The sequence below is a fragment of the Paenibacillus artemisiicola genome, assembly GCF_017652985.1.
Taxonomy (GTDB): Bacteria; Bacillota; Bacilli; order Paenibacillales; family Paenibacillaceae; genus Paenibacillus_Z; species Paenibacillus_Z artemisiicola.
The window spans coordinates 24,474-40,455 of record NZ_JAGGDJ010000050.1; the positions used below are offsets into that span (position 1 = coordinate 24,474).

Annotated in this window: 14 protein-coding genes and 1 tRNA gene; 11 read left to right on the forward strand and 4 right to left on the reverse strand. The window is 60.8% G+C overall.

Features of this window, described 5'->3' with window-relative positions; genetic code table 11:
* Positions 1–30 precede the first annotated feature (30 nt).
* Positions 31–801: an SIMPL domain-containing protein gene (locus I8J29_RS28905; protein ID WP_208850798.1), complete on the forward strand. Its 771-nt coding sequence runs from the start codon at positions 31–33 to the stop codon at positions 799–801.
* 97 nt (positions 802–898) lie between these two features.
* Here the strand turns inward: I8J29_RS28905 and sda are convergent, their stop codons facing one another.
* The 3 genes from sda to I8J29_RS28920 form a co-directional block, all read right to left on the reverse strand.
* Positions 899–1,213, reverse strand: coding sequence for a sporulation histidine kinase inhibitor Sda (gene sda, locus I8J29_RS34040; RefSeq protein WP_240546560.1), 315 nt, complete (start codon positions 1,211–1,213; stop codon positions 899–901).
* Positions 1,214–1,476: 263 nt separating this feature from the next.
* Positions 1,477–2,058 carry an ATP-dependent Clp endopeptidase proteolytic subunit ClpP gene (clpP, locus tag I8J29_RS28915; RefSeq protein ID WP_208850811.1) on the reverse strand — a complete coding sequence of 194 codons (582 nt, stop codon included), beginning with the start codon at positions 2,056–2,058 and terminating at the stop codon, positions 1,477–1,479.
* Between the two features lie 263 nt (positions 2,059–2,321).
* Positions 2,322–2,396 (reverse strand) — tRNA-Arg (locus I8J29_RS28920).
* A 249-nt stretch (positions 2,397–2,645) separates the two neighbouring features.
* Here I8J29_RS28920 and I8J29_RS28925 point away from each other — a divergent pair.
* The 7 genes from I8J29_RS28925 (at position 2,646) to I8J29_RS28955 (ending at position 10,938) form a co-directional block, all read left to right on the forward strand.
* Positions 2,646–3,692 carry a sugar-binding transcriptional regulator gene (locus I8J29_RS28925; protein ID WP_090640222.1) on the forward strand — a complete coding sequence of 349 codons (1,047 nt, stop codon included), beginning with the start codon at positions 2,646–2,648 and terminating at the stop codon, positions 3,690–3,692.
* A 92-nt stretch (positions 3,693–3,784) separates the two neighbouring features.
* Positions 3,785–4,789 (forward strand): type I glyceraldehyde-3-phosphate dehydrogenase, encoded by a 1,005-nt coding sequence (gap, locus tag I8J29_RS28930; protein ID WP_208850799.1) that lies wholly within the window; start codon positions 3,785–3,787, stop codon positions 4,787–4,789.
* 262 nt (positions 4,790–5,051) lie between these two features.
* Complete coding sequence (locus I8J29_RS28935; protein ID WP_208850800.1) at positions 5,052–6,233, forward strand: phosphoglycerate kinase; 1,182 nt, start codon at positions 5,052–5,054, stop codon at positions 6,231–6,233.
* Between the two features lie 40 nt (positions 6,234–6,273).
* Positions 6,274–7,026, forward strand: coding sequence for a triose-phosphate isomerase (gene tpiA, locus I8J29_RS28940; RefSeq protein ID WP_208850801.1), 753 nt, complete (start codon positions 6,274–6,276; stop codon positions 7,024–7,026).
* A 1-nt stretch (position 7,027) separates the two neighbouring features.
* The gene (gene gpmI / locus I8J29_RS28945) at positions 7,028–8,560 is read left to right on the forward strand and encodes a 2,3-bisphosphoglycerate-independent phosphoglycerate mutase (protein ID WP_208850802.1); all 1,533 of its coding nucleotides are present in this window, start codon (positions 7,028–7,030) and stop codon (positions 8,558–8,560) included.
* Positions 8,561–8,671: 111 nt separating this feature from the next.
* Complete coding sequence (eno, locus tag I8J29_RS28950; RefSeq protein WP_208850803.1) at positions 8,672–9,964, forward strand: phosphopyruvate hydratase; 1,293 nt, start codon at positions 8,672–8,674, stop codon at positions 9,962–9,964.
* Positions 9,965–10,170: 206 nt separating this feature from the next.
* Positions 10,171–10,938, forward strand: a complete 768-nt coding sequence (locus tag I8J29_RS28955; protein ID WP_208850804.1) for a sugar phosphate isomerase/epimerase family protein — start codon at positions 10,171–10,173, stop codon at positions 10,936–10,938.
* Positions 10,939–11,131: 193 nt separating this feature from the next.
* Here I8J29_RS28955 and I8J29_RS28960 read toward each other — a convergent pair whose 3' ends face one another.
* The gene (locus I8J29_RS28960; protein ID WP_208850805.1) at positions 11,132–12,058 is read right to left on the reverse strand and encodes an AraC family transcriptional regulator; all 927 of its coding nucleotides are present in this window, start codon (positions 12,056–12,058) and stop codon (positions 11,132–11,134) included.
* Positions 12,059–12,236: 178 nt separating this feature from the next.
* On the opposite strand from I8J29_RS28960, the gene I8J29_RS28965 reads away from it, so the two are divergent.
* The 3 genes from I8J29_RS28965 to rnr form a co-directional block, all read left to right on the forward strand.
* Complete coding sequence (locus I8J29_RS28965; protein WP_208850806.1) at positions 12,237–13,172, forward strand: phytanoyl-CoA dioxygenase family protein; 936 nt, start codon at positions 12,237–12,239, stop codon at positions 13,170–13,172.
* A 115-nt stretch (positions 13,173–13,287) separates the two neighbouring features.
* Positions 13,288–13,524, forward strand: a complete 237-nt coding sequence (gene secG / locus I8J29_RS28970) for a preprotein translocase subunit SecG (protein ID WP_090639985.1) — start codon at positions 13,288–13,290, stop codon at positions 13,522–13,524.
* A 228-nt stretch (positions 13,525–13,752) separates the two neighbouring features.
* The coding region (gene rnr, locus I8J29_RS28975; protein WP_208850807.1) for a ribonuclease R at positions 13,753–15,982 on the forward strand (2,230 nt) is incomplete at its 3' end.

The following is a 15,982-nucleotide window of genomic DNA, read 5'->3' on the forward strand; positions in this document are numbered from 1 at the left end:
AATTTGACCAAAAGGGGCGGGTCGAACGTGATGAAGATGGCAAAACCGAAATGGCTGCTGGTGCCGGTCTTGGCGCTCGCGGTAGGAGTGGGTGCGATGCTCGGAGGAGCGGGACAAGGCGGCAAGCCGGTCTATGCGGTGGACAACGGCGCGGCCGTGCAGAAGAACACGATTACGGTGTCGGGCAACGGCAAGATCGAAGCGGCGCCGGACGTCGCCTACGTGAGCGTGGCGGTCGAGGCGCGGGCGGCGACGGCGAAGGACGCGCAGGCGAAGAACGCGACGCAGTTCTCGGGGCTGACGAAGCTGCTCTACGAGACGTACAAGATCGCGACGAAGGACGTCAAGACGACGGGCTTCTCCGTGCAGCCGGAGTACGAGTACAACCCGAAGGACGGCTCGAGCAAGGTCAAGGACTACGTAGCCGTGCATGCGGTGCAGGTGACGACCCGCGACTTGAACGGCATCGGCAAGCTGCTGGACGATCTGTCCGCTGCCGGCGCGAACCGCGTCGACGGCGTACGGTTCGATACGGAGAAGCAGGAGCAGTATGAGCTGCAGGCGCTCGATAATGCGATGGCGAACGCCAAAGCGAAAGCCGCGGCGCTCGCGAAGGCGGCCGGCAAGCAGGTGACGGACGTCGTCACGATTACGCAGAACAGCGCAAGCAGCGGTCCGATCTTCATCAACAAAGGCGAAATGGCGGCGGCGGATTCGGCGGCAGGGGCGCCAAGCACGAGCGTGCAGACGGGCGAAATTACCGTCTCCGCCGACATTACCGTCGTGTACGAAATGCAATAAAGCATGCAAAGCGCAAGAACCCGTGCCATAACCAAAGAAGACCGGCCTCTCCGGAAGAGGCCGGTCTTCTTTATGAACTGCCTTGCAAGCGGCGCGGCTAAGCCGGCGACTTCTGGTCGTCGTTGGCGTTTAGTCCGCGCTGCTCGATCGCGTGCTCGATCAGCGAGATGAACTCTTCGGAGAGGTGCATCGCTTTCGCTTCCTGGTACACTTCGATTAGATGAGTATCGCTAAGCGGACGCAGCAAAAGCGATCGATCCTGCATCGGCAGAAACAGATTGTGCGTATCGGGTTCGGACGGCGCATGCGTAAATTTGGGTTCGAACGTGGGTGCGTATGGCGTAAAGGCATTGCCCGGGTCATTGGATCGAATGAAATTTCGCACGCTTGCGAATGGTTTCGTAAGTTTCATGCGTGTGCAACTCCGTTTTATAGATTTTACTGCGTAGCCTAAGGGAAGGTGAAACTGGAATCATTTAGTACATAGTAACACGATTTAAAGGGATCGTCCTTATGCATTCACAGCGTTGAATGCTTATTGACAATCAGTCACATGTGTGATATATGAGAGAAATTTAACAACATTAAAACGCGTTAACCCCGTGAAGGATTAACGCGTCTGAATGTCGTGCCGCATGAAATCTTACAAATCTTACACAAAGCAAATCGCGGACCTTACAGCTTTTCGATTACTTTGTCGACGAGGCCGTAGGCTGCCGCTTCGGCCGCCGACATGAAATAGTCGCGGTCCGTGTCGCGTTCGATTTTCTCGAGCGTTTGGCCGGTGCGCTCCACGAGGATGCGGTTCAGCGTGTCCCGCGTCTTCAGGATGTGCTTCGCGCGAATCTCGATGTCGCTGGCTTGGCCTTGCGCGCCGCCGAGCGGCTGATGGATCATCACTTCGCTGTTCGGGAGGGCGTAGCGCTTGCCTTTCGCGCCGGCCGCGAGAAGGAAGGCGCCCATGGAAGCCGCCATGCCGACGCAGATCGTCGAGACCTCCGGCTTAATGAAGTTCATTGTATCGAAGATGGCGAGACCGGCCGAAACCGAGCCGCCGGGGCTGTTGATGTAGAGCGAGATGTCTTTGTCGGGATCGTCCGCCGCCAGGAACAGCAGCTGCGCGATAATGGAGTTGGCGACCAGATCATTGACCGGCGTGCCGAGGAAGACAATCCGATCCTTCAGCAAGCGGGAGTAAATGTCGTAGGCGCGCTCCCCGCGGTTGTTTTGCTCGATAACCATGGGTACGAAGTTCATCGATTCCATCGTGGTTCCCTCCTAAAACGAAAATGGTTTTTTGAAAAAGATGTAGCGTGTAATGACATTCTAACGGATAAAACGGCAAAAGTCAAAGAAGGTCAAATAACGGGCGGAAGCGAGAGAAACCGGGCCTCGGGGGGTTACTTTCCGGGAGATTTGGAGATGCTGATTGGGTCGGCCGCGGTTCCGGAAACGCAAGAAGGACCTTCCGGAAGCGGAAGGCCCTTCTTCATATGTAGACGTTCTGATTAATAAGGTAATGGCGCGCCCGCGAGGAATTGAACCTCGATCTCAGGCTCCGGAGGCCTACGTCATATCCATTGGACCACGGGCGCATGCTCGTTTGTGACAGCAAAATTGATTATAGGGGATAGCAAGCAAAATTGCAAGTCCGACTTTGAAAATAATTTTGTGTAAATCGTGTCCGTAATCGTTTTCAATCCTCCGGCCGGTCTTGCCCCCGCCAATCGAATGGGGTACAATAACGGTGGGACGAAAAACGATCATGCGGGACATTTTGTGTCCCTTGATATTGTCGGTCCCGGAATAATCCAGCTCTCTCGTAACTGGAGTTGATGTTGAAGATGCACGCGCTGATCGCCATACAACAGCAGCTTCTGCCGGACTTGCTCGTCGTCATGCGCAAGCGGTACCTTATACTCCGTCAGGTGATGCTCTCGGATATGATCGGCAGGCGCTCGCTCGCCGCATCCCTGGACATGACGGAACGCGTGCTTCGCGCCGAAACGGACTTCCTCAAATCGCAGGACCTACTGATCATCGACGCCGGCGGCATGCGGATCAGCGAAGCGGGCAAACGCCTCCTCGAAGAGATGGAGCCGTTCTATAAGGCGATGTTCGGCTTATCGGAGCTGGAAGAGAAGATCCGCAGGCATTTCGGCCTGAAGCAGGTGGTCATCGTATCCGGAGACTCGGACGAATCGCCGGTCACGCGGCGGGAGCTCGGGCGGGCAGGCTGCAGCGTGCTCCGCAAGGATATGAAGGACAACGACGTCATCGCGGTGACGGGCGGGTCGACGCTCGCGCAGATGGCGGGTCAGCTGACCTCGCAGGCGCCGCTCAAGAACAACCTGTTCGTGCCGGCGCGCGGCGGATTGGGCGAAAGCCTCGATTACCAGGCGAACACGATCGCCTCCACCATGGCGAAGCGGACGGGGGCGCAGTACCGGCTGCTGCATGTGCCCGACCATCTCGGCGAGGAAGCGTACACGTCGCTCATGCAGGAACCGAACGTGCGCGAGATCGTGGAGGTCATCCGCAGGTCCCGCATCGTCGTTCACGGCATCGGAGACGCTATGGTCATGGCAAGGCGAAGGCGCGTGGACGCCACGGTCGCGGAAGCGATGCAGGCGGAGGGAGCGCTCGCGGAATCGTTCGGGTATTATTTCGACCGCAACGGCGCCGTCGTCCACAAGATGCTGACCGCGGGACTGCGGCTCGAAGACATCATGGAGACGGAAGTCGTCATCGCGATCGCCGGCGGACGGAGCAAAGGCGAAGCCATCGCGGCGGTCATGCGCTTCGGGCACGACGACGTGCTCGTGACGGACGAAGCCGCGGCGCTGGAAATCGCGTCGATCATCGATAAGGAGTCGGCGCAGCAAGGATGAACGCAGTGATCTTGACGAATCGGGGCGGCCCCGTGGCCTTTCGCCGAAGCTCGTCTTGAGATAAATGAAATCATGTCTAGGAGGAAACAAAAATGGTAAAAGTTGGTATTAACGGTTTTGGTCGCATCGGTCGCAACGTATTCCGCGCCGCTCTGAACAACCCGAATGTCGAAATCGTCGCAGTCAACGATCTGACGGACACGAACACGCTTGCTCACCTGCTGAAGTACGACACGACGCACGGCAAGCTCGACGGCACGGTTGAAGCAAAAGAAGGCGCGCTGGTCGTAAACGGCCGCGAGATCAAAGTGTTTGCTGAACGCAACCCTGAAAACCTCCCTTGGGCATCCGTCGGCGCGGAAATCGTCGTTGAATCCACGGGTATTTTCACGGCGAAAGAAAAAGCCGAGCTTCACCTGAAGGGCGGCGCGAAGAAAGTCATCATCTCCGCACCGGCTTCCAACGAAGACATCACGATCGTCATGGGCGTCAACGAAGACAAGTACGATGCGGCCGCTCACACGATTATCTCCAACGCGTCTTGCACGACGAACTGTCTGGCTCCGTTCGCAAAAGTGCTTAACGACAAATTCGGCATCGTAAAAGGCATGATGACGACCATTCACTCGTACACGAACGATCAATCCGTGCTTGACGTTCCGCATAAAGATCTGCGCCGCGCTCGCGCTGCCGCGGAAAACATCATTCCTTCTTCCACGGGCGCTGCCAAGGCGGTATCCCTTGTACTGCCCGAGCTGAAAGGCAAATTGAACGGCATGGCCATGCGCGTACCTACGCCTAACGTTTCCGTAACCGACCTGGTTGCCGAGCTGAAAGTCAACGTGACGGTCGAAGAAGTGAACGCGGCGCTGAAAGACGCTTCCGAAACGTCCCTTAAAGGCATCTTGAACTACAACGAAGAGCCGCTTGTATCGAGCGACTACAACCACGACCCTGCTTCCTCCACGATCGACGCGCTGTCGACGATGGTCGTTGAAGGCAACATGGTTAAAGTCATCTCCTGGTACGACAACGAGTGGGGCTATTCCAACCGCGTCGTCGACCTGGCTGCATATATCGCGTCGAAAGGCCTGTAAGAAGCGGCGGATGTCCGTTGTCCCCCTTTGAACGGGGATACCGAGGGTCCACCTCTGGACACCCGACGTTTGGCGAAGGAGCTGCCGGTGCAGCTCCTTCGCGGTGGTTTACGGGGACCCGCGGCCCGGCGCCGTTCTCGGCGCCTTCACACATAGACAGATAGACCCGCGAGAGCGGATATTGGATAGCGTGGAGAATTTCAATACACTTTGACCTGTTTTCCGCTTCATGGCGGCTTGGGTACCGGGAGGAATTCTGCTAATGAACAAGAAGAGTGTGCGTGACGTAGAAGTAGCGGGCAAGCGCGTATTCGTGCGCGTCGATTTCAACGTGCCGATGGAGAACGGATCGATTACGGACGATACGCGGATCCGCGAGACGCTGCCGACGATCCAATACTTGATCGAGAAGGGCGCGAAAGTGATTTTGGCGAGCCACATGGGCCGTCCGAAAGGCCAAGTCGTGGAAGAGCTGCGCCTCACGAAAGCCGGCGAGCGTCTGTCCGAGCTGCTCGGCAAGCCCGTGGCGAAAGCCGACGAGGCGATCGGCGACGCGGCGAAGGCGGCGGCAGCCGGCCTGAAGGACGGCGACGTGCTGCTGCTCGAGAACGTGCGCTTCTACGAGGGCGAAGAGAAGAACGATCCGGAGCTGGCGAAGGCGTTCGCCGAGCTGGCCGACCTGTTCGTCAACGACGCGTTCGGCGCCGCGCACCGCGCGCATGCGTCGACGGAAGGCATCGCGCACTACCTGCCGGCCGTATCCGGCCTGCTGATGGAGAAGGAACTCGACGTCCTCGGCAAGGCGCTGTCGAACCCCGAGCGTCCGTTCACGGCGATCGTCGGCGGCTCCAAGGTCAAGGACAAGATCGACGTCATCAACAAAATGATCGAGATAGCGGACAACATCATCATCGGCGGCGGCCTGTCCTACACGTTCTTCAAGGCGCAAGGCCATGAAATCGGCCAATCGCTGTGCGATAACTCGAAGCTCGACCTGGCGCTGGAATTCATCGAGAAGGCGAAGGCGCAAGGCAAGCAGTTCCTGCTGCCGGTCGACATCGTCATCACGGACGAGTTCAGCCCGAACGCGAACACGAAGATCGTCGACGTCGACGGCATCCCGGCCGACTGGGAAGGCATCGACATCGGACCGAAGACGCGCGAGATCTACGCGGACGTCATCAAGAACTCCAAGCTTGTCGTCTGGAACGGCCCGATGGGCGTGTTCGAGATCGAGCCGTTCTCCCACGGCACGCGCGCGGTCGCGCAAGCCTGCGCCGAGACGGAAGCCTATACGGTCATCGGCGGCGGCGACTCCGCGGCGGCGGCCGAGAAGTTCCGCCTGGCCGACAAAATGGACCACATCTCCACGGGCGGCGGCGCTTCCCTGGAATTCATGGAAGGCAAGGCGCTTCCGGGCGTCGTTGCGCTGAACGATAAGTAAGAACCGAACCGATTGCGAAGGTAAAGGAGCGATTGCGACCATGCGTAAACCGATTATTGCGGGCAACTGGAAAATGTTCAAAACCGTGTCGGAGGCGACGGCATTCTTCGCGGACGTGAAGGGCAAAGCGGAAGTCGACGGCGTCGAAACCGTCATTTGCGCGCCGTTCACGACGCTGCCGGCGCTCGTCGAAGCGGCGAAAGGCACGTCGATCGCCATCGGCGCGCAAAACGTCCATTTCGAGGACAACGGCGCGTTCACGGGCGAGATCAGCGGCGTCATGCTGAAGGACCTCGGCGTGAAATACGTCATTATCGGGCACTCCGAGCGCCGCGCGTACTTCGCGGAGACGGACGAGATCGTGAACAAGAAGGTGCAGGCGGCGTTCAAGCACGGCCTGACGCCGATCGTCTGCGTCGGCGAGAAGCTCGAAGAGCGCGAAGCCGAGCAAACGAAAACCGTCTGCAAGGTGCAGACGGAAGCGGCGTTCCAAGGCCTTTCCGCCGCGCAAGCGGCCGAAGTGGTCGTCGCGTACGAGCCGATCTGGGCGATCGGAACGGGCAAATCGTCGACGGCGGCCGACGCCGAGGACGTCATCGCGTTCATCCGCGGCGTCATCGCCGGGCTGTACGACGCGGCGACGGCGAACGCGGTCCGCATCCAATACGGCGGCAGCGTAAAGCCGAACAACGTAAGCGAATATATGGGACAATCCGACATCGACGGCGCCTTGGTCGGCGGAGCGAGCCTCGAGCCCGCTTCCTTCATTCAGCTGGTCGAGGGGGCAAAATAAGATGACGGCACCGGTAGCACTCATCATCTTGGACGGCTTCGGCCTTCGCAACGACGTGACGGGCAACGCGGTCGCGCAGGCGAACAAGCCGAATTACGACCGTTATTGGTCGACGTATCCGCACACGACGCTCACGGCGAGCGGCGAAGCGGTCGGCTTGCCGGAAGGCCAGATGGGCAACTCCGAGGTCGGCCATCTGAACATCGGCGCGGGCCGGATCGTCTATCAAGACCTGACCCGCATCAGCAAGTCCATCCGCGACGGCGAGTTCTTCGATAACGAGACGCTAGTCGGCGCGGTTCGCCACGCCAAGGCGAACGGCAAGAAGCTTCACCTGTACGGCCTGCTCTCCGACGGCGGCGTGCACAGCCACATCGAACACCTCTTCGCGCTGCTTGACCTGGCGAAGAAGGAAGAGATGCCGGACGTGTACATCCACGCGTTCCTCGACGGCCGCGACGTCGCGCCGGACAGCGCGAAGGGCTACCTGGAGAGGCTGACGGCGAAGATCCAGGAAGTCGGCGTAGGCAAAATCGCGACGGTGCAGGGCCGCTACTACGCGATGGACCGCGACAAACGCTGGGAGCGCACCGAGAAGTCGTTCCGCGCGATGGTATACGGCGAAGGTCCGCAGTATACGGATCCGATCCAAGCGGTCACGGAATCGTACGAGAAATCGGTGTTCGACGAGTTCGTCATGCCGACGGTCATCGTGAAGGAGGACGGCAAGCCGGTCGGCCTCGTGGAATCCGAAGATTCCGTCGTGTTCTTCAACTTCCGCCCGGACCGCGCGATCCAGCTGTCGCAGGTGTTCACGAACGAAGATTTCCGCGGCTTCGACCGCGGGCCGCAAGCGCCGAAGAACCTGTACTTCGTCTGCTTGACGCTGTTCAGCGAAACCGTGGGCGGGTACGTGGCGTATTCGCCGAAGAACCTGGACAACACGCTGGGCGAGGTGCTCGTGCAGAACGGCAAGCGCCAGCTGCGCATCGCCGAGACGGAGAAGTACCCGCACGTCACGTTCTTCTTCAGCGGCGGACGCGACCATGAGCTCGAAGGCGAGACGCGGATTCTGATCCCGTCGCCGAAGGTCGCCACGTACGACCTGAAGCCGGAAATGAGCGCCTACGAAGTGGCGGCGGCCGCGGTGAAAGAGATCGAAGCGGATCGTCAGGACGTCATCATCCTGAACTTCGCCAATCCCGACATGGTCGGCCACTCCGGCATGCTGGAGCCGACGATCAAGGCGGTCGAAGCGACGGACGCGTGCCTCGGACAAGTCGTGGAAGCGGTGCTGGCCAAAGGCGGCGTCTGCCTCATCACGGCGGACCACGGCAACGCGGACATGGTCATCGACGAGAACGGACGTCCGTTCACGGCGCATACGACGAACCCGGTTCCGTTCATCGTGACCAAGCAGGTCGGCGCGCTGCGCGAAGGCGGCATCCTGGCCGACATCGCGCCGACGATCCTCCATTTCGCGGGCTTGAGCCAGCCGGAAGAAATGACCGGCCGGTCGCTTGTCCAAGGCTGAGAGATACAGTACAATCGTAGACGATAACGACCGGTACCGGGCGCGTCCCATTCGGCGCCCCCAGGGCCGCGCAAGAACCCAACCATCTATTAAAAGGAGTGTTTCGAAACCATGTCCATCATCACCGACGTATACGCACGCGAAGTCCTGGACTCCCGCGGCAACCCTACGGTAGAAGTCGAAGTCATCCTCGAGTCCGGCGGCAAAGGCCGCGCGATCGTGCCGTCCGGCGCGTCCACGGGCGCCTACGAAGCCGTTGAGCTCCGCGACGGCGACAAGTCCCGTTACCTCGGCAAAGGCGTCCTGAAAGCCGTCGAGAACGTCAACACGATCATCGCGCCGGAAATCATCGGCCTCGACGCGCTGGACCAAGTGTCGATCGACCGCAAGATGATCCAACTGGACGGCACGCATAACAAAGGCAAGCTGGGCGCCAACGCGATCCTCGCCGTATCCATGGCGTGCGCGCGCGCGGCAGCCGATGCGCTGGACGTGCCGCTGTACACGTACCTGGGCGGTTTCAACGCCAAAACGCTGCCGGTTCCGATGATGAACATCGTCAACGGCGGCGAGCACGCCGACAACAACATCGACGTGCAGGAATTCATGGTTCTGCCGGTCGGCGCGGACAGCTTCAAGGAAGCGCTGCGCATCGGCGCGGAAATCTTCCACAACCTGAAATCGGTTCTGAAGGACAAAGGCCTGAATACGGCCGTCGGCGACGAAGGCGGCTTCGCGCCGAACCTCGGTTCCAACGAAGAAGCGATCACGACGATCATCTCCGCGATCGAGCGCGCGGGCTACAAGCCGGGCGAAGACGTATTCCTCGGCATGGACGTCGCGTCCACGGAGTTCTATAAAGACGGCAAGTACCACCTCGAAGGCGAAGGCCGTTCGTTCACGTCCGCCGAGTTCGTCGACCTGCTCGCTTCGTGGGTAGACAAGTACCCGATCATCACGATCGAAGACGGCTGCTCCGAAGACGACTGGGAAGGCTGGAAGCTGCTGACCGACCGTCTGGGCGGCAAAGTGCAGCTCGTCGGCGACGACCTGTTCGTCACGAACACCGAGCGCCTGTCCGACGGCATCGAGAAGGGCGTAGGCAACTCGATCCTCGTTAAAGTCAACCAAATCGGCTCGCTGACGGAAACGTTCGACGCGATCGAAATGGCGAAGCGCGCGGGCTACACGGCGGTCATTTCCCACCGTTCCGGCGAATCCGAAGACAGCACGATCGCCGACATCGCGGTCGCGACGAACGCCGGCCAAATCAAAACGGGCGCGCCGTCCCGCACGGACCGCGTCGCGAAGTACAACCAATTGCTCCGCATCGAGGACGAGCTGGGCTCCACGGCGCAATACGCCGGCAAGAGCGCGTTCTATAACCTGAAGAACTTTAAATAAAAAAGTTTAGGCCGGCGGCGATTCCCTCATTCGGGCGCGAAGCCAAAAAAACAAAAGAATGTCCCAATTGGCGGCGTGGATTCGCCCCGGGGGACGGCTATAATTAGGGGAGGGACGACAGGGCGCAAGGACCTGCGGCTCTCCTCTTTTTTAGCCGAACGTACGGACCGAAGACCGACTATACTCAATCATTCGAGGTGGATATCGTGGCAAAACCGGTGGTGGGCTTGCAGCTGTACACGCTCCGCGATCAGACGGAGAAGGATTTCCTGGGCACGATCCGCAAAGTGGCGGAAATGGGCTACACGGCGGTGGAATTCGCGGGGTATTACAACACGCCGGCTTCCGAGCTGAGAGCGCTGCTCGACGAGCTGAAATTGGAAGCGCCTTCGGCGCACGTCGGACTGAATTTCGGCGAGCCGGAGAAGATCGACCAAGACCTGAGAAAGCAGATCGACTACGCCAAGGAGCTCGGCTTGAAATACATCGTGACGCCATGGGCGCCGCTTCCGGAAAATCCGACGATCGACGACGTCAACAAGCTGGCGGGCATTCTCGAAGCCGCGGGCAAGCAGGTGACGGAGGCCGGACTCAAATACGGCTACCACAACCACGACTTCGAATTCAAGCTCGTGGAGGGCAAGCCGATCATCGACTGGCTGCTGGAGAAAGTGTCGCCGGAGTACTTGGTCGCCGAATTCGACCTCGGCTGGGTGCACATGGGCGGCCGGAAGCCGACCGATTACGTGAACCGCTATGCGGGACGCGTGCCGCTGGCGCATTTTAAAGACTTCGGCCAAGGCCGCAGCGACACGGAAGTCGGCAAAGGCGTCGTCGACCTGAAAGGCGTTCTCGACATCGCGGAGCAGGCCGGCATCGAATACTTCATCGTCGAGCAGGAAGAGTTCGAGAACTCCTCCCTCGAGAGCGCCAAGCTCAGCCTGGAGTTCTTCCGCCGGCACGGCTTCGCGTAAGACGACCTGAAGGGATAAGCGCGGCCGGCCAAGCGCGGCCGGATAAGCGGCATAACCCGTCGCCGGCCGAACAAGCCGGCGATATTTCATCGCCTAAACGAATAAGGCCCCGTTCTCCGTCGCTTCGCGGCGCGGAGGCGGGGCCTTTTTAAGATGCTTTGCGGCCTTAAGGACCGGCGAACCGTTCGCGCCCTTAAATAAACCGGCTGTCGCCGCGAAACTTCCCGGGCGGCACGCCGGCGCGCTGCTTGAACCATTTGGTGAAATTGTGGATGCTGCCGGCTTCCAGTTCCGCCGCGATCGCGAGAAGCGGGAGCTCGGTGTGGGCGAGCAGGTCCTTGGCCAGCTGCAGCTTGCGGGCCATGAAGTAGTCGTACGGCGCGACGCCGAGCTGCGCGCGGAACTGCCGGGCGATATAGTCGGGGTGGTAGGCGCTCCACTCGCCCAGCCAGCGGCGGTCGTAGCGCTCCCGCGCGCGGCGGGCCAGCCGTTCGGCGATGCCGGCGACGAGCGGCGAGATCGGCTGCCGGCCCTCGCGCCGCTCCCCCTGCTTGATGGAGGCGATGAGCTCCAGCAGCAGGCCGCGCAGCAGCGACGCCTTGAAGCCGCGGTCCTCCATGCCGTAGCATTCGGCGATCCGGGCGAACAGCGGCTCGAAGCGCTCCGCGGGCAGCTCGCGGACGTCGCCGATCGTCAGATCGTCCTCGGGGCGGCCGGGACTCTCGACGACCATCCGGTTGTCGCGCTTCGCGTCCGCGGCGGGGTCGAAGGAGGTTTCCCGGATCGAGATGCCAGCGCCCGTCCCGGCATACTCGCCGGTCCAGCTGAAGTGGAGCCCGTACAGCAGGAACGGCCGCTCCCGGTCCGCCTCGAAGCGGTGCACCGTCTCCGGGCCGTAGTAGAACAGGCTGCCGGGGACCGCGTCATAACGTTCGCCCTGGATCCAAGCCGATCCGCGCCCGTCCGCGACCAAGATGAACTGGTGCTCGTCGATCACCCGCGGCCCGAAGACGAACCCCGGCGGACACTGCATCCGGTTGGCGTACCAGACGACCGGCTGCAGGTCGTCCCAAGCGATCGTCTTGGGGAGCGGGAGATCGGCAGGGCTATGGCCGCACATGCGGTCTCACCTCGCTTCCTCGGTTTTGGATGCGCTTGCAAGTTGTCGGTCAGAGTTAAACCTTCGTCGGGCTTCAGCAAATACGTGCCGCTTCCTACACCATACAATGGGAATAACCGATCGGCAAGGGTTAATCGGACGCGATCGACCAACCAACGACGGAAGGGACGGGATCGGCATGGATCCGGCAACGAAACCGGCAACGCGGGCGTTCGAGGACGCGACGCCGCTGCTCGCGCGGCCCGAGGCGCTGCGCCGCGAAGCCAGGGCGAAAGGCTATTTGTTCTTCAAAGGGTTTTTCGAGCGGGAAGAGGTCATGGACGTGCGGCGCCTGCTGCTGAACATTCTGGACGAAGAGGAGCTGCTCGACCCGGCGCGGCCGCTCATGGACGGCTTCGGCAATCAGCCCGTCATCGACGCGCTGAAGCCGGAGGAGATCAACTGGAACGGCATCGGCACGACGCAGCGGGTCTACCATCGGGTGCAAAAGCTGGAGGCGTTCCATGCGTTCGCGCAGCATCCGAAGCTCATGGCGTTGTTCGACGCCTTGTTCGGCGAGCGGACGTTCCCGCATCCGCGCAACATCGCGCGCATCATGCTGCCGAGCGCGTCGCTGAACGTGACGCCGCCGCATCAGGACTTCCTGCATATCCAGGGCAGCGCCGACACCTGGACCTGCTGGGCGCCGATGGGCGACGTGCCGCGTTCGCTCGGCGGGCTGTCGATCCTGGAAGGCAGCCACGAGGCCGGCCTGCTCGGCGTGACCGCCAACCCCGGCGCCGGCGGGCTGGAGTCCATCCTTTGCAGCCTTGGCTATGAATGGGCCGAAGGCGACTACGAAGCGGGCGACATCGTCGTCTTCCACAGCCACACGGTGCACAAGGCGCTGCCGAACCGGGAGCCCGGCCGCGTGCGCCTGTCGCTCGACCTGCGTTACCAGCCGGCGAGCCAGCCGATCGAGCGCGCGTCGCTGCTGCCGCACGGGCCGTTCGAGTGGGAGGAGCTGTACGAGGGCTGGACGCGCGAGGACCTGAAGCATTACTGGCGGCGCGAAGACTTCGCGTTCCTGCCCTTCGACGAATCGATCCGGTGGCAAAAGGATAAGATCTGTTAACTTGTATTCATTTTAGGCCTATGATACAATCATATTGGTGTTTCTAGGTCTTGTCCCCACTACTGACAAGGCAGCGGAAATCGAAAAATGTGCTCCTTGTGCAGGAGGTGGAACAATGGATATTACGTTTAAAATTTTGCTCATTATCTTCGCTCTTGCTTTGATTGCGATCGTATTGCTTCAAAAAGGGAAGAGCGCAGGGCTTTCCGGCGCAATTTCCGGCGGCGCCGAGCATTTGTTCGGCAAGACGAAAGCGCGCGGCCTGGACCTGTTTTTGCAGCGTCTGACGGTTGCGGTCGCGGCGGGCTTCTTCATTCTGGCGCTGGTCGTGGCGTATCTCGTGAAAGTTTAATATCCGGAACGAAAGCGGGCGTACGGCCCGCTTTTTTTTGTGCCTCCGGTTCGTGGAAGATGTTGGCAGGGTAATAAACCGGAACGGGCGCGGCATTTTTTGTATTTTGGCCGGGCGGCCGCGGATGGTCGTCCCCGCTTTCGTGTATACTATATGGTATATGATAATCTATCAACCGACTGCTGCAATTGTGGATGGACGGCATCGCGGTATATGAGGTGAAGAAGAATGGTAACCGAGCAGCAGCTCCTTGATTATATGCGCGAGCAATCGTACAAGCCGATGACATATCAAGAGCTGGACCGGCAGTTCGGGGGAGAGGGCACGGCGTCGTCGTTCCGGTCGTTCCTCGTGCTGTTGAACGATTTGGAGAACGAAGGGAAAATCGTGCGCGACGCGAACGACCGTTACGGGTTGCCCGAACGGATGCATCTGGTGCGCGGGCGGATTCAGGCGCACGCGAAAGGCTTCGCGTTCCTCCTCCCCGAGGACAAGGAACACGGGGACGTGTACATCGGCGCGAACGATCTCAAGAGCGCGATGAACGGCGACGTGGTTCTCGTGCGCATCACGTCGCGCAGCGCGGCCGGGGGCCGCATGGAGGGCGAGGTCATCCGCATCGCGGAGCGCGCGGTGACGCAGCTCGTCGGCACGTTCCAGAACCACGAAGTTTACGGCTTCGTCATTCCGGACGACAAGCGGATCAACCGGGATATTTTCATCCCGCAGGGCAAGTTTCTCGGAGCGGTGACGGGACAGAAGGTCGTCGCGCGCATCGTCGCGTATCCGGAAGGCCGTTCGGCCGCGGAGGGCGAAGTGATCGAGGTGCTGGGGCACAAGGACGACCCCGGCATCGACATTCTCTCCATCATCCGCAAGCATCAGCTGCCCGAGAGCTTCCCGGACGACGTGATGCGGGAGGCGGAAGCCGCGCCGGACTCCATCACGGAGGACGAGATCGTCCGGCAGGGCCGGCGCGATCTGCGGAACAAGGTCATCGTCACGATCGACGGCGAAGACGCCAAGGATCTGGACGACGCGGTCAACATCGAGCGGCTGGAGAACGGCAACTACGTGCTCGGCGTCCATATCGCGGACGTCGGCTATTACGTGCGGGAGAACTCCGCATTGGATCAAGAAGCGTACCGCCGCGGCTGCAGCGTCTATCTCGTCGACCGGGTCATTCCGATGCTGCCGCACCGGCTGTCGAACGGCATCTGCTCGCTCAATCCCCAGGTGGACCGCCTGACGATGTCCTGCGAGATGGAGTTCGACGGGCAGACGCTGAAGCGGGTACGCCACGACGTGTTCACGAGCGTGATCCGGACGAAGGAACGGATGACGTACGCGAACGTGCGCAAGATTTTGCAAAACGAGGACGAGGACGTGACGGCGCGCTACGCCGATCTCGTCGACACGTTCAAGCTGATGGAGGAGCTGGCGACGCGGCTGCGCGGCATGCGGATGAAGCGGGGCGCGATCGACTTCGACTTCGTCGAGGCGAAGGTCATCGTCGACGAGGAAGGCAAGGCGGTCGACATCGTCAAGCGCGAGCGTTCCATCGCGGAATCGATCATCGAGGAATTCATGCTGGCGGCCAACGAGACGGTCGCGGAGCATTTCTACTGGCTGAAAGTGCCGTTCCTGTATCGGACGCACGACAATCCCGATCAGGAGAAGCTGCTGCATTTCGTGCAGTTCGCGGCGAATTTCGGCTATACGATCAAAGGCAAGGGCGGCAGCGTGATCCATCCGCGCTCGCTCCAGACGCTGCTTGAGGATATTCGCGGCACGAAGGAGCAGACCGTCATCTCGACGGTGATGCTGCGCTCGATGAAGCAGGCGAAGTACGATGCCGAGAGCCTGGGCCACTTCGGCCTGGCCGCGGAGTTCTATACGCACTTCACGTCGCCGATCCGCCGGTATCCCGACTTGGTCATCCACCGCGTGATGCGGGAGGTGTTCGAGAACGGCGGGACGCTGCCGGAAGCCCGCATCGAGGCGCTGGCCGCGAAGATGGCGGACATCGCCCAGCAATCGTCCGAGCGCGAACGGGTCGCCGTCGACGCGGAGCGCGACACGGAGAAGCTGAAGAAATGCGAGTACATGGTCGATAAGGTCGGCCAGGAATTCGAGGGCATCGTCAGCAGCGTGACGAGCTTCGGCATCTTCGTGGAGCTGCCGAACACGGTCGAAGGACTCGTCCGCCTGAGCGAGCTATCGGACGACTATTACCACTTCCATGAGCAGCACATGCTGCTTATCGGCGAGCGGACGTCGAAGACGTTCCGCATCGGCGACGAGGTGCGCGTCCGCGTGGAGCGGGTGAACATGGACGAGTATACGATCGATTTCGCGATGCTCGAGAACTTGGAAGCGGGCGCGGCCAACGGCGATTTGGCGCGCGAGCTGGGCTTCGGCGGCCGCGAGCGCGGGGGCGCGCGCGGCCGCAAGGGCC

Bases quoted from the DNA above. Each gene is read 5' to 3' on its own strand.
- I8J29_RS28905 (WP_208850798.1), top strand. From the start codon at position 31: ATGAAGATGGCAAAACCGAAATGGCTGCTGGTGCCGGTCTTGGCGCTC.
- sda (WP_240546560.1), bottom strand. From the start codon at position 1,213: ATGAAACTTACGAAACCATTCGCAAGCGTGCGAAATTTCATTCGATCC.
- clpP (WP_208850811.1), bottom strand. From the start codon at position 2,058: ATGAACTTCGTACCCATGGTTATCGAGCAAAACAACCGCGGGGAGCGC.
- I8J29_RS28925 (WP_090640222.1), top strand. From the start codon at position 2,646: ATGCACGCGCTGATCGCCATACAACAGCAGCTTCTGCCGGACTTGCTC.
- gap (WP_208850799.1), top strand. From the start codon at position 3,785: ATGGTAAAAGTTGGTATTAACGGTTTTGGTCGCATCGGTCGCAACGTA.
- I8J29_RS28935 (WP_208850800.1), top strand. From the start codon at position 5,052: ATGAACAAGAAGAGTGTGCGTGACGTAGAAGTAGCGGGCAAGCGCGTA.
- tpiA (WP_208850801.1), top strand. From the start codon at position 6,274: ATGCGTAAACCGATTATTGCGGGCAACTGGAAAATGTTCAAAACCGTG.
- gpmI (WP_208850802.1), top strand. From the start codon at position 7,028: ATGACGGCACCGGTAGCACTCATCATCTTGGACGGCTTCGGCCTTCGC.
- eno (WP_208850803.1), top strand. From the start codon at position 8,672: ATGTCCATCATCACCGACGTATACGCACGCGAAGTCCTGGACTCCCGC.
- I8J29_RS28960 (WP_208850805.1), bottom strand. From the start codon at position 12,058: ATGTGCGGCCATAGCCCTGCCGATCTCCCGCTCCCCAAGACGATCGCT.
- I8J29_RS28965 (WP_208850806.1), top strand. From the start codon at position 12,237: ATGGATCCGGCAACGAAACCGGCAACGCGGGCGTTCGAGGACGCGACG.
- secG (WP_090639985.1), top strand. From the start codon at position 13,288: ATGGATATTACGTTTAAAATTTTGCTCATTATCTTCGCTCTTGCTTTG.